Annotated in this window: 24 protein-coding genes and 2 pseudogenes; 17 read left to right on the top strand and 9 right to left on the bottom strand. The window is 68.8% G+C overall.

Annotated elements, in window-relative coordinates; translation table 11 throughout:
* Positions 1-106 precede the first annotated feature (106 nt).
* Positions 107-895: a Mu transposase domain-containing protein gene (locus ACIP4Y_RS35600; protein WP_401400424.1), complete on the bottom strand. Its 789-nt coding sequence runs from the start codon at positions 893-895 to the stop codon at positions 107-109.
* Positions 896-935: 40 nt separating this feature from the next.
* Positions 936-2,048 carry an IS110 family transposase gene (locus ACIP4Y_RS35595; RefSeq protein WP_401400422.1) on the bottom strand — a complete coding sequence of 371 codons (1,113 nt, stop codon included), beginning with the start codon at positions 2,046-2,048 and terminating at the stop codon, positions 936-938.
* A gap of 278 nt (positions 2,049-2,326) precedes the next feature.
* Between ACIP4Y_RS35595 and ACIP4Y_RS35590 the strand changes: the two genes are divergently transcribed.
* From ACIP4Y_RS35590 to ACIP4Y_RS35565, 6 genes are all read left to right on the top strand, one after another.
* Positions 2,327-2,470 carry a hypothetical protein gene (locus tag ACIP4Y_RS35590; RefSeq protein ID WP_401400419.1) on the top strand — a complete coding sequence of 48 codons (144 nt, stop codon included), beginning with the start codon at positions 2,327-2,329 and terminating at the stop codon, positions 2,468-2,470.
* Entirely contained in the window at positions 2,467-2,976 is a 510-nt protein-coding gene (locus ACIP4Y_RS35585; protein ID WP_401400416.1) for a hypothetical protein, read from the top strand. Before ACIP4Y_RS35590 ends, ACIP4Y_RS35585 begins: the two co-directional genes overlap by 4 nt.
* A 207-nt stretch (positions 2,977-3,183) precedes the next feature.
* Positions 3,184-3,573 carry a signal peptidase I gene (locus ACIP4Y_RS35580; protein ID WP_401400413.1) on the top strand — a complete coding sequence of 130 codons (390 nt, stop codon included), beginning with the start codon at positions 3,184-3,186 and terminating at the stop codon, positions 3,571-3,573.
* A gap of 230 nt (positions 3,574-3,803) precedes the next feature.
* The gene (locus ACIP4Y_RS35575) at positions 3,804-3,983 is read left to right on the top strand and encodes a hypothetical protein (RefSeq protein WP_401400410.1); all 180 of its coding nucleotides are present in this window, start codon (positions 3,804-3,806) and stop codon (positions 3,981-3,983) included.
* Positions 3,984-4,687: 704 nt separating this feature from the next.
* The gene (locus tag ACIP4Y_RS35570) at positions 4,688-4,954 is read left to right on the top strand and encodes a hypothetical protein (protein ID WP_401400408.1); all 267 of its coding nucleotides are present in this window, start codon (positions 4,688-4,690) and stop codon (positions 4,952-4,954) included.
* A gap of 11 nt (positions 4,955-4,965) precedes the next feature.
* The gene (locus ACIP4Y_RS35565) at positions 4,966-5,733 is read left to right on the top strand and encodes a PIG-L deacetylase family protein (RefSeq protein ID WP_401400610.1); all 768 of its coding nucleotides are present in this window, start codon (positions 4,966-4,968) and stop codon (positions 5,731-5,733) included.
* 329 nt (positions 5,734-6,062) lie between these two features.
* Here the strand turns inward: ACIP4Y_RS35565 and ACIP4Y_RS35560 are convergent, their stop codons facing one another.
* Together ACIP4Y_RS35560 and ACIP4Y_RS35555 are read right to left on the bottom strand one after the other, a co-directional pair.
* Positions 6,063-6,365 carry a hypothetical protein gene (locus ACIP4Y_RS35560; RefSeq protein ID WP_401400405.1) on the bottom strand — a complete coding sequence of 101 codons (303 nt, stop codon included), beginning with the start codon at positions 6,363-6,365 and terminating at the stop codon, positions 6,063-6,065.
* A gap of 362 nt (positions 6,366-6,727) precedes the next feature.
* A complete protein-coding gene (locus tag ACIP4Y_RS35555) occupies positions 6,728-7,150 on the bottom strand; it encodes a hypothetical protein (protein WP_401400402.1) in 423 nt (140 codons plus the stop codon).
* Between the two features lie 430 nt (positions 7,151-7,580).
* On the opposite strand from ACIP4Y_RS35555, the gene ACIP4Y_RS35550 reads away from it, so the two are divergent.
* Positions 7,581-8,156, top strand: coding sequence for a hypothetical protein (locus ACIP4Y_RS35550; protein WP_401400399.1), 576 nt, complete (start codon positions 7,581-7,583; stop codon positions 8,154-8,156).
* Positions 8,157-8,322: 166 nt separating this feature from the next.
* Here ACIP4Y_RS35550 and ACIP4Y_RS35545 read toward each other — a convergent pair whose 3' ends face one another.
* Positions 8,323-8,811 (bottom strand): hypothetical protein, encoded by a 489-nt coding sequence (locus ACIP4Y_RS35545; RefSeq protein ID WP_401400649.1) that lies wholly within the window; start codon positions 8,809-8,811, stop codon positions 8,323-8,325.
* Between ACIP4Y_RS35545 and ACIP4Y_RS35540 the strand changes: the two are divergent.
* From ACIP4Y_RS35540 to ACIP4Y_RS35520, 5 genes and pseudogenes are all read left to right on the top strand, one after another.
* Positions 8,711-9,166: pseudogene (locus ACIP4Y_RS35540) on the top strand (hypothetical protein); the annotation flags it as partial. The gene ACIP4Y_RS35545 and the pseudogene ACIP4Y_RS35540 sit on opposite strands and share 101 nt — an antisense overlap.
* Positions 9,167-9,197: 31 nt before the next feature.
* The gene (locus tag ACIP4Y_RS35535; protein ID WP_401400646.1) at positions 9,198-9,524 is read left to right on the top strand and encodes a hypothetical protein; all 327 of its coding nucleotides are present in this window, start codon (positions 9,198-9,200) and stop codon (positions 9,522-9,524) included.
* A gap of 78 nt (positions 9,525-9,602) precedes the next feature.
* Positions 9,603-9,872, top strand: a complete 270-nt coding sequence (locus tag ACIP4Y_RS35530; protein WP_401400396.1) for a hypothetical protein — start codon at positions 9,603-9,605, stop codon at positions 9,870-9,872.
* A 1,105-nt stretch (positions 9,873-10,977) separates the two neighbouring features.
* Positions 10,978-11,526 carry a hypothetical protein gene (locus tag ACIP4Y_RS35525; protein WP_401400393.1) on the top strand — a complete coding sequence of 183 codons (549 nt, stop codon included), beginning with the start codon at positions 10,978-10,980 and terminating at the stop codon, positions 11,524-11,526.
* 20 nt (positions 11,527-11,546) lie between these two features.
* Positions 11,547-11,801, top strand: coding sequence for a hypothetical protein (locus ACIP4Y_RS35520; protein WP_401400390.1), 255 nt, complete (start codon positions 11,547-11,549; stop codon positions 11,799-11,801).
* Between the two features lie 328 nt (positions 11,802-12,129).
* Here ACIP4Y_RS35520 and ACIP4Y_RS35515 read toward each other — a convergent pair whose 3' ends face one another.
* On the bottom strand, positions 12,130-12,624 hold the full coding sequence (locus ACIP4Y_RS35515) for a hypothetical protein (protein ID WP_401400387.1): 495 nt from the start codon (positions 12,622-12,624) through the stop codon (positions 12,130-12,132).
* 303 nt (positions 12,625-12,927) lie between these two features.
* Here ACIP4Y_RS35515 and ACIP4Y_RS35510 point away from each other — a divergent pair, with 303 nt between their 5' ends.
* Positions 12,928-13,119 (top strand): hypothetical protein, encoded by a 192-nt coding sequence (locus ACIP4Y_RS35510; RefSeq protein ID WP_401400384.1) that lies wholly within the window; start codon positions 12,928-12,930, stop codon positions 13,117-13,119.
* A 186-nt stretch (positions 13,120-13,305) separates the two neighbouring features.
* Here ACIP4Y_RS35510 and ACIP4Y_RS35505 read toward each other — a convergent pair whose 3' ends face one another.
* Positions 13,306-13,962: a class I SAM-dependent methyltransferase gene (locus tag ACIP4Y_RS35505; protein ID WP_401400381.1), complete on the bottom strand. Its 657-nt coding sequence runs from the start codon at positions 13,960-13,962 to the stop codon at positions 13,306-13,308.
* 66 nt (positions 13,963-14,028) lie between these two features.
* Positions 14,029-15,228, bottom strand: a complete 1,200-nt coding sequence (locus tag ACIP4Y_RS35500) for an IS110 family transposase (RefSeq protein ID WP_401400378.1) — start codon at positions 15,226-15,228, stop codon at positions 14,029-14,031.
* Positions 15,229-15,437: 209 nt separating this feature from the next.
* Here ACIP4Y_RS35500 and ACIP4Y_RS35495 point away from each other — a divergent pair, with 209 nt between their 5' ends.
* From ACIP4Y_RS35495 to ACIP4Y_RS35480, 4 genes and pseudogenes are all read left to right on the top strand, one after another.
* Positions 15,438-16,115: a GGDEF domain-containing protein gene (locus ACIP4Y_RS35495; protein ID WP_401400375.1), complete on the top strand. Its 678-nt coding sequence runs from the start codon at positions 15,438-15,440 to the stop codon at positions 16,113-16,115.
* Positions 16,112-16,532 (top strand): annotated as a pseudogene (locus tag ACIP4Y_RS35490) (hypothetical protein). The gene ACIP4Y_RS35495 and the pseudogene ACIP4Y_RS35490 overlap by 4 nt, the downstream one beginning before the upstream one ends.
* Positions 16,533-16,838: 306 nt before the next feature.
* Positions 16,839-17,039 (top strand): hypothetical protein, encoded by a 201-nt coding sequence (locus ACIP4Y_RS35485; RefSeq protein WP_401400372.1) that lies wholly within the window; start codon positions 16,839-16,841, stop codon positions 17,037-17,039.
* A gap of 3 nt (positions 17,040-17,042) precedes the next feature.
* Positions 17,043-17,372: a hypothetical protein gene (locus ACIP4Y_RS35480; RefSeq protein ID WP_401400369.1), complete on the top strand. Its 330-nt coding sequence runs from the start codon at positions 17,043-17,045 to the stop codon at positions 17,370-17,372.
* A gap of 33 nt (positions 17,373-17,405) precedes the next feature.
* Here ACIP4Y_RS35480 and ACIP4Y_RS35475 read toward each other — a convergent pair whose 3' ends face one another.
* Positions 17,406-18,311, bottom strand: a complete 906-nt coding sequence (locus tag ACIP4Y_RS35475; protein WP_401400367.1) for a hypothetical protein — start codon at positions 18,309-18,311, stop codon at positions 17,406-17,408.
* Positions 18,312-18,328: the final 17 nt, after the last annotated feature.

The following is an 18,328-nucleotide window of genomic DNA, read 5'->3' as shown; positions in this document are numbered from 1 at the left end:
GCGGGCTCGGACGGCAGCCGGCAACGGCGCGATGCTGGTCCGGTTTCCTGCTGAGGGTTCTGGGGCCTCGGCAGGGGCAGTGTCGGCGTCTGCTGCCTTGCGGGCTTCAAGAGCGACGGCGTCCGCCGCAGCGCCCCGGTCTTGAGGGCGGCGGCGAGTCCGGTGACCAGGTGCTCGTGCGGCAGGTGCCGGCCGAGGAGAAGGACCTCGATGAGCGCGCGGGTGCCGTCCCTCTAGCCGTGGGCCTTGTCGGCAGCGTCCCACCAGGCGTCGTGGACGGGGGTAAACCGGCCTGCGGAGCGTGCCTGGTCGAGCGCGGTCGCTCCCGGCAGGGCACGGGCTTGCGCACGAGAGCTTCCAGGTAGTGGTCCAGTTCGAGGCGGGTGCCGCCTTTGGCGATCAGCCGCTCATGCCGGGCGACTTCGTCCCGGCCGTCGTAGACCACCAGCTCGGAGGCGTGCAGCATCGCTCGGACGTTCCGGCCGATCAGCCGGACCGGCACTGAGTAGCGGTTGGTTCGGACACTGATCTGGCTGTAGCGGTCGACCCGCAGGGTGAAGAGCCGACCCGTCTCGAAGGGCTCCTCCGGCAGCGGCGTCAGCAGCGGCTGCTCGGCCGCGAAGTACTCGCCAATCGTGCGAGGACGAGCCCGGATCCGGCGGGCTTCATCCTCCTGGTCCCATCGGTCGATCATCGCGTTGAGCTCGGCGAGTGTCGCGACCTCGGGCACTGGCACGAGGTGGTTGCGGCGGAACCAGCCGATCTGGCCCTCGACGCCGCCCTTCTCGTGGGCGCCGCGGATTCCGGGCTGGCAGTAGAGAGCTTCCAGGCCGTAGTGGGAGCGGAACGCGGTCCAGCGTTCGGCCTCGACGCGATGCCGGGAGAAGCCCAGCACCTGGGCGACCGCGGCCCTAAGGTTGATGCCCCTATGGATGTCAACTCACAGCTCCGGCCGGGCCTGCATGGTCAGCAGCCGTCCTGGCGGGGATGATCAACCGGAAGATCTCGCGCGCGACGTACCGCTTCAGGCACCGGATGATCTCTCGACGTGTCTTGCCCTCGGCCAACCGCCGACACAGGTAGTCCTGGGAGCGGTCGTCCCAGCGCAGGCGGCTGAGGACGATCCGGTAGAGGGCCGCGTTGGCCTGGCGGTCACCGCCTCGGTTGAGTCGGCGCCGCTGAGTCTTGCCGGAGGACGCCTCGACGGGGCTGGTGCCGCACAACGCGGCGAACGACGCCTCGTTGGTAAGGCGCTCGGGATTGTCGCCAGCCGAGATCAGCAGGGTCGCGGCGCTGTCCGGACCGATGCCACGGACGTCGAGCAGACCGGGAACGCTGGCCTCGACGCCCTCGGCTATGCGCTTGTTCAGGTCGTCGATCTCTCCGGTCAGGTGCTGGATGCGCCGAGCCAGGAGCTTCAGGACGTGCCGGGCGGTGCCCGCTGGCCCTGTGGCCTCCGTGTCGTCGAGCTCGGCGCACTGCTTGAACAGGCGCGGGTTGCTCAGCCCTGCCAGCGCTTCGCGCAGGCCGGCGTCGGCCGAGACCAGGACGCTCTTGAGCTGGTTGATGGCCTGGGTCCTGGACTTGATCGCGGACCCCTTAGCCAGCTTGAGTAGCCGCAGCATCTCCACCGGGCCGTCGCTCGCCTTCGCGGTGGCGGTCGCGCGTCCGGACAGCACGGCGCGCGCCGCTGCCTCGGCATCGATGGCGTCGGTCTTGCCACGGCGTCGGCGTGCTGCCTTGTCGGGCTGGTTGACCTCGGTCACCTCAATGCCCTCGGCTCGTAGGTGACGGGCCAGCGCGGCACCGTAGGAACCGGTGCACTGGACCCCGGCGCGGCGAAGTACTCCGAAGGATCGGGCCCAGTCGATGAGTTGGCGGTAGCCATCGGTCGTGGCCGGGAAGGTGCGGCCGTCCAGGGCAGCCCCGAGGACCGTGACGACGGCCGCCGCGTGGAAGTCCTTGTGGGTGTCGACGCCGAGCAGGACCTCCTCCGCGGCGTCGGCCGAGACGTGACATGGGGCAGAGAACTGGGTGATGCTGGGCACGGTCGCCTGTCTCCTGATCTCCTCGGAACCGGTGGCCGGCGCCGGGCCTGGGAGGTCAAGTTGGTGACGGTGCCTGATGCGAAGGCCCCTATCGGGACACATCCCCTGCCCGGCGGCAGCCGATACCGCTCCGGGCGGTGGCCGACAGATCAACACTCAGGGCACGAGGCCAGTCGTAGCGCGAGTCAGGCCACCGCTCGAAGCGGCACCTGATCATCCTCACAGTCGTAGCGGACCTTCCCGGTCGGCACCCCGCCCAGCACGTTGAGAGCGTGGACGTGGCCCTCGAAGAACCCCTCGACCTCCACGCCGAGCGCTACCGCGCGGCGATCGCGGCCACCGCCCCCGAAGAGCCCCCGAGGAAGGCTGACGCCGAGCCAGCCGAGACGCCGCTGGTCCAGCCCGAAGCGGGGGCCGAGTGAACAACGACCAGTACGGAGCCCCGCAGCACGAGCTCAACGTCGTCAGCAGCCTGCTGCGCGACAACTCGACGGTGAACCAACTTGTCGACTGGAACCGCAGAGAGCCCCACTACTGGCTCAAGCCCGACCACTTCCAGGCAGCCTGGCTCGGCGACGCCTACGAGGCCCTGCTGTCCGGCGGGCTCGGCGACATTCAGCAGCGACTGCAGGCATACCCCGGCGCCGACCGGGCTCAAGCCACAGCAGACGCCGTCACCGCCAGGATGATGACCCTCTACCAGCAGCGCGCCGCGGCGGGGGACGTTGACGCCCAGCGGGCTGTCGACCAGGCGTACTACACCCACTCCAACTTCTGGGCAAGCCTGCACGGCGCCATCCGCCAGATGGCACAGTCCACCTGGCCGGCCACTCCCTCCTGCCGGTCGGGCTTGATCATCCTGACCAAGGAGGCGAGGAGATGTCAAGACGGTAAATATTCAGCAAACTTGTGGCTGACTAAGATGTAACATGTACCGGCCATTTGAATGGAAGGTGGCATTGGACACCTATGTCCGATCTAAGGTTGGAGCCCTCGCCGCCTCGCGCAGGTTGGCTAAAAAGTGATTGCCTTTAACGACAGTGCGACTAAGATGCAAACCTGCCTGTTCCTGTCGGCCGCGGCTGTGTGTCGACAGTGCTGATGGCGCTCACGACTGCTGCTAGCGTCGTTCCGTGTGAATGACAGCGTGTACGTGGGCAATGCAGGCAAGGATGCGGCACTGGACCGGGGCTGGCTGCTGGGGCACTTTAAGGACATTGACGATCCGCGTCACAGCGAGGCTGTGGAGATCAAGTGGGGTGTCCATCCCCGCGGCGATGAGCGATTGCAGTGGGTGCAAGGTGAGGAACGTACAGCCCTCCTGGTTCTCATCAGCGGACGCTTCCGTGTTGAATTCCCCGGTCGGAGTGTCCTTCTGGAACGGCAGGGTGACTACGTCGTATGGGGACGCGGAGTCGATCACTCATGGTTCGCAGAGGAAGAGTCGGTGGTGCTGACCGTTCGGTGGCCTTCCGTCCCTGGCTATGCGGTGACGGAGAAGGATCAGATGCGACTGCAGACCTGACCCTGGTCCGGGTCGGCCGCCGTACGGCGAGCTGGAGCTGACGCCTGCGGCGCTGTCGCCGTACGCGCACCGCAGGCGTCGGCGAACCCCTCGAACGCCTCCGAGCCGTTGGCTGACACCGAATTGCACTCGATCGCCCGAACCAGCAAACCCCTCCACCGCAGGAATCCCTCGCCCGGGTGCAGCCAGCGAGGAGTTCCCCGACGACGCCGAACGCAGCGAAGCCGTACGTGCCTACCGTCGCAGACGCCCGCGATTACCAGCAGGCCGCCACCGGCTGGATGCACGCCGACGGCCACGTCATCGACACCGGCACCCTCACCCCCGAGCAGACCCTGCACGCGGCCCTCGACCACCTGCATCTCCCAGTCCCCACACGGCCCCGATCACCGGAGACATCACAGGCATGACCGCCACCAACCACGCCGTCCCGGGCTGCGATCACGGCCGTCGGCGCCCGTCCGCGATCGGCCCGGGCCGCGCACGCGGAGCGCGGTCGTGAGCACGACGGCCGGCCGCGCGGCCGGGGCCCCGTCCGCGGCGGTGTTCGTGCCGCCGCACGCCCGCGACGACCAGGTCAGGATGCGTCACGCCCACGCTGCCGCGGCCCGCATGTTCAATGTGGCACCGACCGGCCCGGACGTGTGGGGCTGGCAGGGCCCCACCCTGGGCCGCCGGGCCGGCCAGTGGTGGCTCCGCCTGGTCTGCGCGCCGCAGGACAAGCTCAACCTGCGCCTGTGGGAGGGAACGGCCACGGCTGACCAGGCGCTGCCCCCGACCGTGCCCCGGCCGCGGCTCCACGACGTGCTCGAATGGTCCGCCCACGGTCACGCCTACCGCGCGGAGCTGTCCGAGTACGTGCCGCTGCCCGCCCTCCAGACCGGCGGCCCGGTCCTCACCGCGGACCCCGATCTGCCGTCCGCATGGTGGGCCGACCTGCGCCTGGCGCTGGAGGCAACGTCGACCGTCCAGACCGACCGGCAGGCCGTACGGGCAGCAGTGGGTCGACAAGAACCTCGCCCGGTTCCTGGGCATTCCGGCCTTCCGGGTCAGCGCCTGGACCACGGGACACGGCGACCTGCACTGGGCGAACCTCACCGGCCCGCCGCTGGTCATGCTCGATTGGGAGGAGTGGGGCCTGGTTCCCGTCGGTTTCGACGTGGGGCTCCTACACGCCTACAGCCTCACCCGCCCGGCCACGGCGGCTCGGATCCGCGCCGAGTTTGCCTACATCCTGGACACGCCCGCCGGACGGGCCGGGGAGCTGATCGCGCTCGCCCAGCTCCTCCAGGTCGCCGCGCGTGGCGGCCACCCCGGCCTCGCTCCCCGTCTCACCCGGCACGCCGGGCACCTCACCAATGCCCCCGTCCCCGTCCCGTGACCGCCCTGGAGATCCCCGTGCTGCCCAGCTTGCTTGCCGTCTTCGCCCACCCGGACGACGAGTCCATCCTCGCCGGCGGCGTCCTCGCCCAGCATCATGCCGCCGGGGCCCGCACTGCGGTCGTCACTGCCACCTGGGCCCCCGACAGCCGCCGGGCACCCGAACTCGCCGCCGCCCTGACCGTCCTGGGCGCCGGCGCCCCACGCATGCTCGGCTACAACGACGCCCGAAACCCCGAAGCCGCGCCCGACCAGCCCCGGCTCGTCGACGCTCCCCTCGACGAAGCCATTGGCCGCCTCGTCACCCACATCCGGGACTTCAAGCCCGAGATCGTGGTAACCCACGACGCGGTCGGCCAGCTGACAGGACACCCCGACCACGTACGCACCCACCAGATCACCCTGCTCGCCGTCGAAGCCGCCAGCCTCACCCACCTGCACCCCGAAGCGGGCGCACCGTGGCAACCGGCCGCGGTGTACGCCGCCACGCACCCCGAGTCCGGCATCGACCTGCTCCGCCCTCTGCTCGAAGGGGTGGGCAAAAGCGTCCTCGCGGTGCCGGGCTCCTACGTGACCACCAGCGTCGACGTCACTCCCTGGGCCGACGTGAAGTGGCGCGCGATCCTCGCGCACGACGGCGAGGTCGCACGCCAACGGACCCTGCCCGGCATCCTCGCCCGCCTCCCCGAAGCCGACCGCGCCCAGATCATCCGCACCGAGCACTTCACCCGGCTCACGCTCGGCCCCGCAAAGGGCAACCCGCACCAGCTGACCATCTGACACCCCAGCCCCGTGCCTGCCACCCCTCCACCGCCCACGAGCAAGCACTCACTGATCGGAGAAGGATGACGACGCCTTCCGCACCCGACGAGCCTCCCAGCGTCGCGATGAACGAGGAGGCGTACGGGGCGTTGCGCGCCTCGCACGCCCTGTGGGCCGGCACCTCTGTGCTGATCCCCAACCGGCGAGGGCGGGTCCTGCTTCAGCGCGTGACCTACCGGCCCACCCGCCTGCTGCCCGGTAACTCCGTGGACAAGGGCGTGTCCCCCGCGCAGGGCGCCGAACGACCCTGTGGGCGGGCAGGTCCAGCACGCCATCAACGGATGGAATCACGCCAGGCGAGGTCCGCCGTATGCGGCCGGATCACCGGCGTGCACCTCATCGAGGTCGCCGCGGAAGACGAGCGGACGGGAAGCCGCGGGCAGCAATGCGACGTCGCGGGCGAGCAGGCCGGCCAGCACCGCCCGGATCACCGCGACGTCCCAGTGCGCGGGATTGCCGCGGCCGTCCGGGTAGGCCGTCGCTACGAGTTCACGCAGCAACGCCACCACCTCGGAGTCGGGCAGCCGGGCAGGGGCCTCCTCGGTGATCTGCTCCCGCAGCTTCTCCTCCTGGACCAGGACGGCCGCCATCGCTGCTTGGGCTCCAGCCGGATCTCCGGCCGCGGCCTGCGGCTTGGCAGCGTTCTCGGCGGGCCACGCGCTCGGTGACGGCACGCCGGCTCAGGTAGCCGGCGTGCTCGTCGTCGACTCCGGGCCCAGCGGGCCGCCAGGCGCAGCCTCGTTCCCACCGCCGGACCGAAGCTGGCGCGCAACCGCGCGGTGTCAGCGAGGACGGCGCGCACCGCCGCGGCGCCGACGACGCCGCCGTGGCGCAGCGCGAGGCCCAGCAGCGCGTCCAGGGCCGGGCGGCCGGCCGCGGCGACCTGCTGCGCCCGGCTGAACGCCGGGTCCTGGCCCGCCGGCGCGGCCAGCCACCCTCCTGTCCTTGTCGATCAGACCGAGGAGATGGTGGTGGCGGGCCGTGTTGCGGTTCGGCGGCCGCGTCTGGGTTCCGACAGCGGTGTGGGCTCCGGGACCATGATCTTGACCGGGCGGCTGTGGTTCTCGGCGCGCAGGCGATCACGTGCCAGTTCACGCAAGGCGAGGAGCTCGCGAGCGATCTGGTCGGTGGGGGCGGGGAAGCGGCCGGGGTAGGTGTCGGCGAGGATCGCCGCTGCCTGCCAGTTCGCCGTGCAAACGCGGGCTGGCGGCATGGTGAGCAGGGCGGCTTCGAATGCCGAGAGTTCGGCATAGAGCTTGAGACGCTTCTCCGGCAGGGTGACCAGCCATTTCTTCATGTCCCATGTGCGTTGTGGCCGGTCGGGGAAGTTCTCAGCGAGGCGCTTGATCCGTCTGGCCATGTGCTGGTGGGTCATGCGCGCAATGTGCGTGGCAAGGATTTGGGCTGCCGCGCGTTCGTGCCCGGTCAGGTATCCGTTGAGGTCTGGCTCATGTGGGGCTGCGGCGGCCGGCCCTCCGAGGGGGCCCTGCGGCGGTTCCAGAGACACGACAGAAAGTGTCTGCGTCAATGCGGCGCCGGTGAGGCAGCGACGCGCTGGTGGTTCGCCCGTACGCCCTCTGGCCAGTCCCTCGCGTACGGCCGCGGTGACGTCTGTCGTACGAATGTGAGCAGCTGCCCGGCGCCGTACGGCGGTTCAGGCCCGGAAGGCACCGATCTCGCCGGCGCCGGACAAGCACTTTCCGGACGTTGTCCGCACACCCCAGCGGATCACCGCCCGGTTCGGCAGACTGACAGGCGATGAAAGCCGCCTCTGTACGCCAACTGGCACTGACCTGGGGGAACTTGTGATCATCCGGCGATTCCTCGACAACGACGGTGAGCTGGCCCAGCACCTCGCCCAGCAGCTCAACACTCCACTGGACTGGCCACAGGGCGCAGGGTTGACCACCGGGCACGTCGCGAAGATCGCTTCTGCGGCAGCCTGCGACGTCGCGTACAACCAGGCAGCCAACGGTCATCTGATCGACCTCTTCGGCGCCCTCCCCCTGCCGGGCACGCCCGACGGCAACGCATTCTGGGGCGCACTGGAGGAGGCGGGAGGCACTGCCGCCTTGTACATCGACCCCTGCAACATGGGCGGCCCGACCTTCGACCGCCTGGCCAGGGGAAACGAAGCGGGCATCGCCGACCGCGTGCTCAGCTTCCTGGCAGAACTCAACGACCAGCAGCGCGACGCCGTGACCAAGGTGATCGGCGACGCACTGGCGCATGACACGCTCGTCGCAGACGGCCGCTACCTCGGGCAGCTGTGGCTGCGGGACGCCGAGACCACCGCCTGGCACGTGCTGCTCGCCAAGCGCCGGCTGCACGAGACTCAGGACGACCGCACGCGATTCTTCGAGGCCTGGGGCAACGCCTGAGCGGTACGGCCCTGTCGACGATGCGACAGCCCCTGCTCCGGCGCCGGCAGCATGGGGCAGTCCGCCCGCACCCCGCGCAGGACCGGGCTGGGGCGCCCAGCCCTCCCCCGCCAGCGGTGGCGGCTCGGGTAGGGCGCCCGCGCAGTACGGGGACTGGCGCGCCGGACTACGGGGTGTGCATGATCTGCGCCCACTCAGGAAGCTGCGTCGATGCGCCGAGGGCGGCGTCGAGCAGGAGCGGGTCCCCGATCGAAACACGCACCGAGCGAAGCGCCATCTTGTACCGGCCTGCGACGACGTCCCCCACCCACGAGGGCAGGCCCTGTTCGGTGACTCCCTCGCCTTGCGGAACGTGGGACGTCCCGGCCTCTTCGGGCAGAGGCTCCAGCACCACGCACACCCGGGCCTGGGCGTCGTAGGGCCCGGTCGGCGAGGCTGCGGTAACCCAGTCGTCCGAGACCCGCAGTGGAGCCCCGAGCATCTGTCCGTGCGGAGCGAAGCAGCACAGCTCGTTGTCCTGGACGTGCAGCGCCACCGGCAACGGCAGATTCGGGATGTCGTCCTGGGTGTCGGCCGCGAAAATCAGGACCGCGTTGTCGGTGTCCGCGCCGGAACGCGCCGCGGGCACGACAGCCGTCGTGAAGTGGATTCCCATGCGGTGGACCCTAGCGACCGCCTCCGACAGAGCCGGGTGTTGCCGCCATCCTGGGGCGGGCCTCGGCCAGGACCAGCCGGCCTCCGTCCCGGCGGCCCGTGGGGCGGCCCGCGAAGTCTGCGACGTCGCGCGGGCCGGACGGCGGCTGGAGGAACTGCTCGACCGCTGGGCCGCCGCGCCACCAGCACCGGAAGGCTTCGCCGCCTGGGCGCACCGCACCGCGCAACAGCGTCTTGCCGCCCTCCCCGAGGTGGCGGCCCGCCTGGAGAAGCTGCCGGTCACACTGACGGCGCAGATCGTGCACGGGAACCTCGCCGCGCCCAACCTGCTGCTGCGCGGCGAGGAAGTCGCCGCGGTGATCGACTTCCGGCCCCCAGGGCATCGCAGTGGCCGTCTGGGAGCTCGGCCGTATCGTGCTAGACCCGCGCACCGTGCTGGCCCGCCCGGACGACTGGATCCCAGGCCTGGCCCGCGCGGTTGGCGCCTACCGGTTGGCGAACCCGCAGCTTCCGGCCGAGGACCTCCTCGCCGTGCCGCGCGTCGCCGCCGGGTACCTGGCCTGCTCGGTCTCTCCCCTGTCCGAGCCGCCGGACAACCCTGCCTCGCTCACTCTGGCCCTGGAGGCGTACGGGCGCGCCCGGCACGAGGCCGCGACGGTGCTGTGGGAGCGCCTGGAAGAAGCCGAGGAGGTGCTCCGTGACGTCTTGCGCTGAGCCCCCGCCCCACCCGCTCGCCACCAGCCCGAACGGCGCCCTGAGCTGGCAGCTTCCCAGTACTCCTGGAGATTCACGATGACCCGCCCCCACCAGGCGGCCTCCGCGGCGGTCTCGGACGAGGCCCTGTTCGGGTCCGAGGCCGCCGACGCCCGCTACCGTCCCGGCCTGCCCGACGCCACAATCCACCTCCTGGCCGCCACCCAGCACGGCGTCCCCGGCCCCGTCCTGCTGGACGTGGGGACGACCGGCACCGGCCAGGTGCCCCACGCGCTGCTGCCTGTCCTGCGCCGATCTGGACGAGGTCACCAGTTACCACTGCACCGCGTATGTGGACTTCCGTGGTGAGCGGCTCGGCGACGACGGTGAAGTGGTCGCTGACTCCCCGTCGACCAGGGCCGTCGCGATGGGCGCGGTGATCGGGCTCGCGCAGTACCGGGAGCTGTTCACTCGACAGAGGTTCCGAGATGGCCTGCGTCCCTTCAACGGCGCGAGTGCCGCTGGGGGCTCGGGGCGTACTGCCGAACTCGCCGGCGCGAACAAGGTGCAGCCGCTAGCGTCCGACGCTCAGCAGCCCCTCCTCGCCGCGGTGCTGTACATGATCCAAACGCTGGCCCCGCACATCCTGCGAGAAGCCGATTCGAAACGAGAGCGTCAGGCCGCGGACCGCAGCCTCACCGCCACCACCCATCCCGGACACGAGGCGTTCTTGCGCAATCTGGAGCGCCGAGTTGAAAGCGGAGAACCCCTGGAACTGATGACACAGGTCGGCGCGAAGGAGGCGCGTGCTCGTGGACTGCGCGAGGAGCACGACCCACTGGCCGGTGTTTCCCTCAGCGCACTCGCTCGGGAGTGTGGGACCAAGCAGTTTCGGCGACCTGGAGCGGGCCCTTGCTCTTGTCGGGGCTTGCGCTCCATATGGCCGCCACGCAGCCGAGGTAGAGCGCGCCGACGGGCAGGGCCACGCCGCTTGGACGGAGCCACTCTTCTCGGTTGAACTGAAGTTCCTGGTCGGATACCTGGCCACGGCCTGCGGCCTGGCGCTGACCGCACTCGTCGGGATGCGGCACTGTGAGTTGGGCGAACTGGTCGTCGGTTGCCGCCAACCGCCCCAGGAGATCGCTACTGGCCTCTTCCGCTACCGGCTCACGGGCAAGCTCATCAAGGGCCAACCGCTCGCCGGCGTCCGGGACGAATGGGTGGTGACCAGGGAAGTCTACGAAGCAATTTCCCGAGGACAGGCGATGACACGTGGCTTCCGTGGTGCCTTAGCACTGGAATACCGCAGCTACGGAACAAGTGCACTCCGCCAACACCGCTGCGCACCCAGGGCTGCTGCGACCCGTGCGCCAGGGGCTACGAGCCCAGCCCCGACACCTACTTGCCGTCCACGGCCCCGGTCGTCCACCGGCTGGCCGCCTGATCAACGAGTCCCCCGAAGGAGAAGTCACCCATGAGCCTGTTCACCCGCCGCCTCGACGTGCAGGACCCCGCGACCTGGACGCCGCCGGGCACGACCGTCGTCCAGCGCTACCGCAACACCCTCGGAGAGCGGGAAGGAGCGATCGTCCTCGTCTACACGGCCGAGGGCGACCGAGGCACCTCGCGCTACGCCGCCGTCTGCCTCGGCTGCACCTTTCGCGCCTCGCAGACCGTCGCGCACAACCCGATGTCCGAGCAGGACGCCGCCAAGGCGGCCAACGCCCACGCCGCCAGCTGCCGCGCGATGAACAGCGGCGTCCCGGCCGCGCCCGACGACACCGAGGCCGCGACGATCGTCCGCGACCGGCTCTGGATCCTGCGCCAGCACGGCACGCACACCCACACCGTCATGCTAAGCGACTTCCACGCGGACCGCGTCGCCCTCCAGCGGCCCGCCGACTTCATCAAGGAGACGATGCGCCAGCTCGCCCATCGCGAGCCGCACTTCGTCACCGCGGAGCCCTGCGCCAGCGGCACGGGCACCCGCTTCCTGGTCCAGCCGCACCCGGCCCGGACCTGACCGCGCGCTCCCGCATCGCCGTGCTCCTGGCGACCGCCGTCGGCGCGGTCGTCCTCACGCTCAAGGCCGGCCGCTGGCAGTTGTGCGCCGACCGGTACCGCATCGAGCTGACGCCCCGGCCCCGCCGCTCCTGCCCCGACTGCCGTGGCGCGGGCGGCTGGTGGGTCGGCAGCGCGAACCCGGAGATGGAGGCGTGCGGCTGCTGGTCGGACCGGCGCGAGCTGCGCATCCCGCTCCTGTCCGTCCCGGCCTGGCCGGACGAACCCCCGTTCTGAACGACCCGACCCCGGCCACACCGGCCGGGTCGGGACCGCCGGGTGGCCACGCATCGGCAAAGGGCCGGCCACCCCGCTCCCTCACCCTCTTCGAGATCAGGAGACCTCCCAGCATGCCCCGTCTCACCACCGAGCGTCTGGCCCTCTTCGGCACACTGTCCCGGAGCGACCCAGGGCGGCACTACCTCACACTCGGAGGCAGTACGGGCTACGCAGCCCTCAAGTGCACGCTCGACAACCACGCCAAGCACCTGTCCGCAGCGATCGACGCCGGGCACTCAACTGGCCAGATTGCGCACTCACTGGACAACTAGGTGTGCAATGCCTATCAGACGAGGCCGCCACATTCGCCGTCGCAGCAAATGTAAACTTCGCCGTCGAACTCCAAGATTTCACAGCCTTCGGTCAACTCCCCATCGAACCTACGACTCGGGAGAGGCTTTCCGGAAAGCTCGAAGGCGCGAGCCGCAGATGACTTAAGCTGGGTGCACAGGCCCAACAAGAACTCCACATCCTGGCGCTGATCACCTGGCTTCTTGAATCTGAGCCGAACGGCTGAGTATTTAACTGTTTCACACAAGAGGAACCTGAGATGCGTAACAGATTCCAACAGCTCGATCGGTAGAGGGATCCAGTCAATTTTAGGACAGCTGAGCGCTCTGGAGAACCCGATGAGCGCGGAAGAGCCTTCAATGCACTTCACAACGCCGACGACTTCTAGAGCTTCCGCACCCTTAGACTCAACGGATTGCCCAGCTTCATGTTCCGTCAGCTCACTGTTCGCCAACCTGGCCACGAAATCACTCGGAGCATATACGTTCATGTTGGCACTCAATTCTACTTGCCGGAAGAAGCATTGCAATCCTGAAGCACCAACCACACGCTAATGCAAGCGTGCCTGGCCTGCATCCTGAGTAGAGCGATAGCGCGAGAGGCCACGACCAGAATTAGCCCGCAGGCTCTCCAGGCGGCCCATGACTTACCCGCCGACAGCTCCCCAACCGTCGCAAGTGGGCAGACGCGGGTTCCATCAACGCGCCCGCCGATCAGTTCGGCGACTCAGAGCTCAGCTGGCCAAGCCCAACGTTCACTGGACAATTAGAGCGCTCAGTCATACCTGGAAGGCGTGCACGTCTTCACCGGCCAGGCCGACAGCCGTAGCGCCGCCATCAAGGCCGCTCACGAGGTCTACGACGCGGCACGCGCCGCAGCGGAGGCCGGACTCGAGATTCCCCACGGGCGCCCGGACGGCTGGGGCACCTGCGGATACCGGCCCGGCTGGGAGCTCGACCGGCCCGCCACGAAGGCCGGCCCCTAAAGGAGCCCGTACAGCTGGCTCAACTCCAGCCCCTTCGAGCTGTAGCTCTGCCCCGGGCCCACCCAACCCGTACGAGACGAGAGGGAGAATCTCAATGACTGTGTCAAACCAGCCGCATGGCTCGAGGAAATTCCGACGGTACAGGGCGCTGCTTGTGGCGGACGGTCAGAGGCCTTGGACCGGCGCTTAGCGCTGGTGCCAGACCAGTGTGTAGCACCAGAACAGTCGGCGGCGTAGCCGCGCACCTGGCAACACCTGGCGGGCGTCGCGAACAATGTCGGGGAAACTCATGGTGGCTGGCTGGGTTGGGGCGGTCATTGATGCTGGCCGTGGGGCCTTGCGGCCCTTGTTCTTCATCAAGGCCATGGCGACGTTCGACGGGATGGCGGCCGCCCCCAGCAGGTGATCGCTAAGAGACTGTGCACGGGCAAGACCAACGACGATCAGGGTCCCTCCAGGTGCCAGGCACTGGCGAAAGCGTGTGAGTGCGTCGCTGAACGGCAGATGGTGAATGGTGGCGACGCAAGTGATGACGTCGTAGGGGCCAGGTGGGATGTCGCTGAGCGCGTCGCCGACGGTGAACGCCACTGGGGCAGCGGGAGCGGTGAGCTTGCGCGCCTGGGCGACGATGGCGGGGTTTGCGTCTATTCCTTGCACTGTTTTGGTACGGGTGGCCAAGAGCCTGGCCAGGTCACCGGTGCCGGATCCGACATCCAAGGCGTGGTCGAAGCGTCTCGGAAGTCGCCGCAGGATCCACCGGTGACAGTGGGCGTTGTGGTCCCAGGGATGGTCGGCATGGAACTGCTGAAGTGCGCGGAGGACGCGGGGCGCCAGTGTCGTCATGGTGTAAGTCCATCAGAACTTCGGTTGCGTGCAGGGCTGCTGTCGAAGGGCTGTTCAGGCACGTAGCTACGCCGACGTGGTCGGTGCAGCGGTGGTGAAAAGCCGCTTGTCTCGTAGCATTGCCCAGAGCACATCCACCCTTCTGCGCGCGAGTGCCAGCAGGGCTTGGGTGTGGTGCAGGCCCTCGGCTCGCTTCTTGAGGTAGTAGTCCCTGGACGGGCCGGGGCGCATCATCGCGGACTGTGCGGACAGGTAGAGAACGTGCCGTAGACGCCGGTGGTAGCGCTTGGGTCGATGGTAGTTGCCGGTGCGGCGACCGGAGTCTCTGGCAACTGGAGCCAGGCCAGCGTGGGAGGCGAGGCGGCCGGCGTCCTTGTAGCTGGTCAGGTCGCCGACGATCGCGACGAACTCAGCACCCAGGATGGGGCCCATACCGGGCAGTGATTCGATGATCTCGGAGCGTTCGTCGGCGCGAAAGGTCTCGCGGATCTCCCGATCGTTGCTCCGGATCCGTTCGTCGAGGGCCAGCAGCTGGTGGGCGAGGTCGCAGACCAGCTTTGCGGCTCGCTTCTCGCCTGGCAGGGCGACTTGTTGTGACTGCGCGGCCTCGATGGCCTTGGTGGCGATGTCGCCAGCGCCCCGAACCTTGCGGCGTTCCAGCCAGGAAGTCAGCCGCTTGATTCCGATTCGGCGCAGGGCCGCCGGCGTCTGGTACTCGGTCAGCATGACAATCGGGCCTTTGGCACCTGAGTAGTCGAAGGCCCGCTCCAACGCAGGCCAGACGCCCACGAGCAGGTCGCGAAGGCGGTTGATCAGCCGGACGCGGTCGGCAATGAGGTCTGCCCGGTAGTTGGTCAGCAGCTGCAGCGTGGTGATCAGCTCTGGTGGTGTGCTGAGCGCAGCGAAGTCCCGTCGCATCCGCGCTTGATCAGCGATGACCTTGGCGTCCTTGGCGTCGGTCTTTGCTTCCCCGCGGTAAGCCCCGGACATGCGGTTGACAGTACGACCCGGGACGTAGACCACCTGCTGCCCGTGGACCACCAGCAGGGCCAGCAGCAGCGTCGAGGCACGACCAGAAATGTCCACGGCCCATCGCACCTCGTGGGCACGCTCACGTGCTGTCTCGATGAGTGCCAGGATCTGCGCTTCGTCATTGATCACCTTGGTCGAGAACAGTTTCTCGCCTTCGGCATTCAAGGCCACAGCCCAGTGATGTCCCTTGCCGGCGTCGATGCCGACCCATATGCGTTCCTGCGGCGTGCTCACGCCCGTTACTCCGTCTCCCCGACCAGCACTTCCATGGTCCGAGGAGCACTCCGCCGACGGGTCCTTAACCAGCGATGTCCGCAGTTCTCAATCAGCAGTCGGAGCGTCCCGGAGAACCGGGCGGCCATTCTCCCAGAGCCCTCGACGGCATCCCAGTATCAGCCACACCCGGTCCTCCCGGACCGGGTCCATTCTTAAGGATCCTCAGTATGGACTCCGTTCTGCACCACCGGGGCCGGATCGGCTCGCGCACACTCCTTCTGACCACCGCCGCCATGCCGTTGACCGGCTGGGCAGTGCACGCCATCGCGCTGCACAAGCGGCTCGCCGCCACGCGGAAGGACCCGCTGACCGGGCTGCTGCGCCGCGACGCCTACACCGCACGCGCCCGCCGCATCCTTACCCGCCACGGCGACAGCGTGGCCGTGGTCATGGTCGACGCCGACCACTTCAAAGCCGTGAACGACACGATGGGACATCCGGCCGGGGACGCTCTGCTCGCCGCGTTCGGCGCCAGGCTTACCGCCTGGGCGGCCCCGCGCGCTGCGGTCGGCCGCCTCGGAGGCGATGAGTTCGCCGTGGTCCTGGACCTGCCCGCCGACGGCCGCGCGCACCGCCTGAAGCAGCTGGCCCGGATGCTGCACACCCCGGTCGTCCTGGACGACGGCCGCACCGTCGACGTCGCCGCCTCGGTCGGCGCTGCGACCTCCGACGTCCTCGGCACCCGCGACCTGTCCGTTTTGCAGCGGGCCGCCGACGCCGCCCTGTACGACGGCAAACACTCGGGGCGCGCCGCCGTTGCCTCGTCCGCGCACACCACGGTGCCGTCCATCTACGGTCGCCGCGCTGGGCGTCCGGGAACGGCCGTATGGGGGCGGGCAGCATGAGCAATGCGACGCTCCTGCAGGGCGACTGGATCCGCGGCATCAGCGTTCAGCAGCCGCATGCCACCGGCGCCAAGGGCATTGAGAATCGCCCCAGGCCCTGGAGCTGGCGGCTGGATGCCCTGCACGTGGGCCAGCGGATCGACCGGGTCGCCCTGCGCGTCCCGCTGATCGCCCGCGCGATCCGCGGCCGGGAGCTGACCACCGGAGCCGTGATCGGCGTGGCCCGCCCTGTTCGACTGTCACCAGTACCCCGAGGGCTCCGAGCCCTGCACGCCGTGGGCGCAGGCCGGCACCTGGCACCTGGTCCTCCAGGAGCTGCCGCTGCCCGTTCCTGCCGCCGGGCAGCTCGGGCCGTGGAAGCCGACCGAGGAACTTCTGGACCGCGTGTTCCAGCAGCTGCCCGCCTTCCGGCCGTGACCCGCGCGGGACGCACGAAGCAGAAGCCGCCGTTCGAGCCGGGTCTGATCCCGGCTCCCGGCGAGCTTCTCGTCTGGCGCGACGGCCAGCACTTTAACCGCTGGCAGGACCTCCCCTGCACGCTGTGCGGCCAGCCCACGCCTATGCGCTCCCACTCCGGCGAGCCGCGCACAAGGCATGCGCTCAGGACTGGATCACCGCCAACCCCGTTGAGGCCCGCCTCGGGCGGTTCGCCTCCGACCTCGCGCCGAAGCCCAAGTCCAAGGGCCATGGCGACCACGCCTGACCTCCACGTGGAGGACCTCCATGAGCAGCACCAAGCCCGACGTCGACCGCGCCCTCGCCTACCCCGAGCCGCCCGCCTCCCCGCTCTGGCACCGCCACGGCGCAAAGGCCCGCCCGCTCACGCCCGCCCAGCAGCGGCGCAACCGGGAGCTGCTGGACATCGCACAGCGCACCGCCCGACCCCGCTCCCCTCGCCCCATCGAGACCCTGGCGGAGAACTAGCTGATGGACAACAAGCACTGCGCCGTCGACGGCTGGGTCGACGCGATACCCGCCCCCGGCCCGCGCATCGGGACCGCGACCTTCGACCTGATCGTCCGACCCGCCGACATCGACGCGCTCGCCGACGACGCCCCCGACACGGTCGTCACCTGCACCAGCGGAGACCCCCGGATCACTCACGAGCTGCTGAACGGCATACAGCCCGGCGATCTGCTGCGCGTCACCGGCACCCTGGTCCAGCCGCCGGCGCCCGGCGAGAACGCCCGGCTCACTGTCGACGCCCTGGAGGTCCTGGACACCGGACTCATCCCGGTTATTGGTAACTGCGGATAACAGAACCTGCGGAGTGCCGTCAGGTGAGGTGGGTCAGCGGCCTCTGTAGATGTCTTCGTCCACTGGCGGTTCGTCCCCTAGGTAGTCGTAGGGATCGTCGTCCAGGAAGATTTCCTCATCCAGGTCTCCCAAGTGAGGGAGGAGCTTGCTGTCCACTTCGAGGTCGCATGCCGCGCAGTGAAATCCGTAGGGGATGAGGTAGGCCCCTTCGTGAGCGGGGATTCCTTGGACGTTCACCTCACCAGCCACCCAGCCCTGAGCGCCGCAGGCTGGGCACGTTTTCGGTGCCTCATAGCTCATCGTGATCATCGGCTTGCTGGTGATTGTGGCCAGAACCACATCGCGCTCCCTGGGTGGCATGTGCCCGAAGCGTTGCTCGAACAGTGAGCGGGCCTTGACCAGTAGGGCTTCTGCCGCGACGCGTTCCTGTCGTACTTGCTCATCGACCAGCTTGTCGTGCAGGACCCGGTAAGGGCCCCAGTAGCTAACCGGATCGACTTTCAGCTCTTCGAGGATGGGGTCAGCCAAGCGCAGGCAGACCGTGAACACCGCTTCCGCTTGGGTCGAGTCGTGTATCGCACTGTGGGCGACTCCATTGCGGGCATCCGCCAGCGGTTCGAGAGCCTTCTTGTCGATCGGGATCTTCCTGGGAAGAAGTTTGAGTACCCGCTCGTGAGCGTCGGCCAGGCCGATGGTCTTGGCCTTGGTCAGCGGAGCCGCATGAGAGCCGAGGCCCGTGGCATGAAGCAACGAGTCGAAGTGTCGACCATCGACGATCAGAGCTGGATGGATCCCGGCGAGGTATGCCTTGAGCAGGTGCTCTGTAGCGACTCCAGCGTGGTGAACGGCGAAGTCGTAGCTGTCGGGGCCCTCGGCGAAGGCCGCAAGGGCGGCATTCATCCATCGTTGAGATGAACTTTTCAACTGCTCTGATTCCATGGCGGAGACGATAGGAC

Origin of the sequence: Streptomyces sp. NPDC088810, assembly GCF_044750305.1 — a bacterium.
Classification (GTDB): domain Bacteria; phylum Actinomycetota; class Actinomycetes; order Streptomycetales; family Streptomycetaceae; genus Streptomyces.
The sequence above is the reverse complement of the archived record's forward strand: the minus strand, read 5'-3'. Positions and strand labels throughout refer to the sequence as shown.

What these genes read in the sequence shown, in the direction of transcription:
- ACIP4Y_RS35570 (WP_401400408.1), top strand. Translation starts at nt 4,688, where the DNA reads ATGCTCGATTGGGAGGAGTGGGGCCTGGTTCCCGTCGGTTTCGACGTG.
- ACIP4Y_RS35560 (WP_401400405.1), bottom strand. Translation starts at nt 6,365, where the DNA reads ATGGCGGCCGTCCTGGTCCAGGAGGAGAAGCTGCGGGAGCAGATCACC.
- ACIP4Y_RS35555 (WP_401400402.1), bottom strand. Translation starts at nt 7,150, where the DNA reads ATGACCCACCAGCACATGGCCAGACGGATCAAGCGCCTCGCTGAGAAC.
- ACIP4Y_RS35545 (WP_401400649.1), bottom strand. Translation starts at nt 8,811, where the DNA reads ATGGGAATCCACTTCACGACGGCTGTCGTGCCCGCGGCGCGTTCCGGC.
- ACIP4Y_RS35530 (WP_401400396.1), top strand. Translation starts at nt 9,603, where the DNA reads ATGACCCGCCCCCACCAGGCGGCCTCCGCGGCGGTCTCGGACGAGGCC.
- ACIP4Y_RS35525 (WP_401400393.1), top strand. Translation starts at nt 10,978, where the DNA reads ATGAGCCTGTTCACCCGCCGCCTCGACGTGCAGGACCCCGCGACCTGG.
- ACIP4Y_RS35515 (WP_401400387.1), bottom strand. Translation starts at nt 12,624, where the DNA reads ATGAACGTATATGCTCCGAGTGATTTCGTGGCCAGGTTGGCGAACAGT.
- ACIP4Y_RS35505 (WP_401400381.1), bottom strand. Translation starts at nt 13,962, where the DNA reads ATGACGACACTGGCGCCCCGCGTCCTCCGCGCACTTCAGCAGTTCCAT.
- ACIP4Y_RS35495 (WP_401400375.1), top strand. Translation starts at nt 15,438, where the DNA reads ATGGACTCCGTTCTGCACCACCGGGGCCGGATCGGCTCGCGCACACTC.
- ACIP4Y_RS35485 (WP_401400372.1), top strand. Translation starts at nt 16,839, where the DNA reads ATGAGCAGCACCAAGCCCGACGTCGACCGCGCCCTCGCCTACCCCGAG.
- ACIP4Y_RS35480 (WP_401400369.1), top strand. Translation starts at nt 17,043, where the DNA reads ATGGACAACAAGCACTGCGCCGTCGACGGCTGGGTCGACGCGATACCC.
- ACIP4Y_RS35475 (WP_401400367.1), bottom strand. Translation starts at nt 18,311, where the DNA reads ATGGAATCAGAGCAGTTGAAAAGTTCATCTCAACGATGGATGAATGCC.